This is a genomic window from Synechococcus sp. MU1655 (assembly GCF_023630655.1).
Lineage (GTDB): Bacteria > Cyanobacteriota > Cyanobacteriia > PCC-6307 > Cyanobiaceae > Synechococcus_C.
In genome coordinates, this window is sequence record NZ_JAKUHK010000263.1 from 1 (window position 1) to 2,603 (window position 2,603).

The following is a 2,603-nucleotide window of genomic DNA, read 5'->3' on the forward strand; positions in this document are numbered from 1 at the left end:
TGAATCCATTGCTGGATTAGTGAAATTCTTCTCCGATTCCCCGCTCGACGGTTTGAAATAAAGCCCTCGTAAAACCCAGCTCCTCGATCCAGACACATAGATTTCTGGAATTGCTGCTCTCTGCGGGTGTCCGTGCTCAAGAACCTCCGCCGGCGTTTCACGGCCAAACCAGTCATGCAGGACTGGCCAGGCCTGATCGAAGCCTATCGATCCTGGCTTCCCGTTTCCTCAGCCACACCAGTGATCACCCTGCACGAAGGTGCCACTCCGCTCATCCCAGTGCCATCCATTGCGGAACGGATTGGCCGCGGTGTAAAAGTTTTCGTCAAATACGACGGTCTCAATCCCACCGGATCCTTCAAGGATCGCGGGATGACCATGGCGATCAGCAAAGCCAAAGAAGCAGGGTGTGAAGCGGTGATTTGTGCCAGCACTGGCAATACCAGTGCTGCTGCTGCCGCCTATGCCCGTCGAGGCGGAATGCGAGCCTTCGTGTTGATTCCAGACGGATACGTCGCACAGGGGAAACTGGCGCAGGCCCTGGTCTATGGAGCTGAAGTACTGGCGATCCGGGGGAATTTCGACCGTGCTCTCGACATCGTTCGCGAAGCAGCCGAGAAATATCCGATCACCTTGGTGAATTCGGTGAACCCCTACCGCCTGCAAGGACAAAAAACTGCAGCCTTTGAAATCGTCGATGCCTTAGGAGATGCTCCCGACTGGCTGTGCATTCCGATGGGCAACGCCGGCAATATCACGGCCTATTGGATGGGGTTCCAGGAATATCAACAAGCTGGGCGCAGTCGGCGTTTGCCGCGAATGATGGGATTCCAGGCCAGTGGCTCCGCGCCACTGGTGAATGAAACCACCGTGACTGATCCAGAAACAATTGCGACCGCCATTCGCATCGGCAACCCGGTGAACCGAGCAAAGGCCATCGCAGCCCGTCAGGCGAGCAACGGGGCTTTCCTGGATGTCACCGATGCGGAAATCATCGATGCCTACAAACTTCTCGGTGCCCAAGAAGGAATCTTTTGTGAGCCCGCTAGCGCAGCCTCAGTAGCCGGGTTAATCAAGCGTGCCGCAGAGGTTCCAGACGGATCCACAGTGGTCTGTGTGTTGACGGGAAATGGTCTGAAAGATCCGGACTGTGCGATCAACAACAACGACGCCGCCTTCTACGCCGATCTTGATCCTGATCTGAGCACCGTGGCCAAGGTGATGGGGTTTTAACGCGTCGCTCCCTTGAAAAACCAAAACACAGCCTGCAGTCGTCTGCATTACCGCCATCGGTTCTGAAGCCCACTTAACAATGTTGATGTCATCCGAATGAGCGGATTCATGGATGTCAACACCTGGATGATCGTTGGCTTCTTATTGGCCGCCTACTCGGTAGTCGCCAACGACTCACTGCAAACCCTCGGCACTTACATCTCTTCCAACAAGACACGCAGCCCCAAAGCTGTGCAGATGCTCTTCATCTGCACGGTCACAATTGCGGTACTGATGCTGGGCTGGTTTCTCAATTATGGGGATCCTGCTTGGGGTCGCCTCAATGTTCCTGGTAAGGAGTTCCCGCTTCCTGAACCCTTTACCTGGGTCTACATCCTTCCTCCCCTCGCCGTGCTGGCTCTCACCCAATGGGGTGCACCCGTGAGCACCTCCTTTCTGGTGCTCTCGACGTTCAAGCCAGCCAATATCGGACAGCTGCTGAATAGCTCTCTTACGGGTTACATCGTGGCGTTTGGCGTAGGTCTCATCGCCTACGGCCTGGGAATGTGGCTGCTGGAGCGCTGGGTGTTCCAGCAGACGCAAGAAGGCCAAAAAGTCAACAAGATCTGGTATGTCCTGCAGTGGTTTTCCACCGGTTTTCTATGGAGCATGTGGCTGGTGCAGGACCTCGCAAACATTTTTGTTTTCCTACCTCGCCAGCTTGACTTCTTCCCTATGGCGATCTGCACGGCAGTGCTCTGCGTGGGCCTCTGTGTACTGGTCGCCACCGGCGGTGGCCCGCTCCAGGCCGTACTTCGCACCAAGACCAACAGCTCCGATTTGCGCTCGGCCACGGTGATTGATTTCTTCTTTGGTCTCTGCCTGCTCTACAAAGCCTTCCTGTCCACCTTCCCTCTCAGCACCACATGGGTGTTCCTGGGGTTAATCGGTGGCCGGGAGGTTGCCCTGCGGGTTAAGGAAAAAGAGTTTGAGTTTGTATTCACCAATCGAGAAGGCGGAAATCTTGGACGGATCATCGGTCATGACCTTTGGAAAGCCTTCGTCGGCCTGGTGGTGAGCCTGGGGATTGCCCTCGGGATTCAAACTCTGGTTTGACTCAGCGGCAGTTGAATTCCCCCAACACTGGATTTCCGAAGGATGGAAAGGATGTCTGCCCCTCGTTGAACCTCCCATCACCATCAAATTGAAGAGGTTCGGGACAGAAAGTGCCTGCGGAATCCACCGATTAACAGCCTTCTAAACCGTGGAAAACCAGGGACAACTCAGCCGCAAAAAGCACCACCGCTTTTCCCCAGGCTGTGAGCAATGGGGAAAAGGGTCAATTGTCCCCATTGCCTCGCTGAGATTCCACAACCGTTTTCAAGTCAAAA

The 2,603-nt window shown here is 55.1% G+C and carries 2 protein-coding genes; both read left to right on the forward strand.

All coding sequences use genetic code 11. The features are described 5' to 3' along the window. Nucleotides 1–174 precede the first annotated feature (174 nt). Nucleotides 175–1,233, forward strand: coding sequence for a threonine synthase (gene thrC / locus NCN04_RS10420; protein WP_284498717.1), 1,059 nt, complete (start codon nucleotides 175–177; stop codon nucleotides 1,231–1,233). 96 nt (nucleotides 1,234–1,329) lie between these two features. Next, on the forward strand, nucleotides 1,330–2,328 hold the full coding sequence (locus NCN04_RS10425; RefSeq protein WP_250396057.1) for a hypothetical protein: 999 nt from the start codon (nucleotides 1,330–1,332) through the stop codon (nucleotides 2,326–2,328). Nucleotides 2,329–2,603 lie beyond the last annotated feature (275 nt).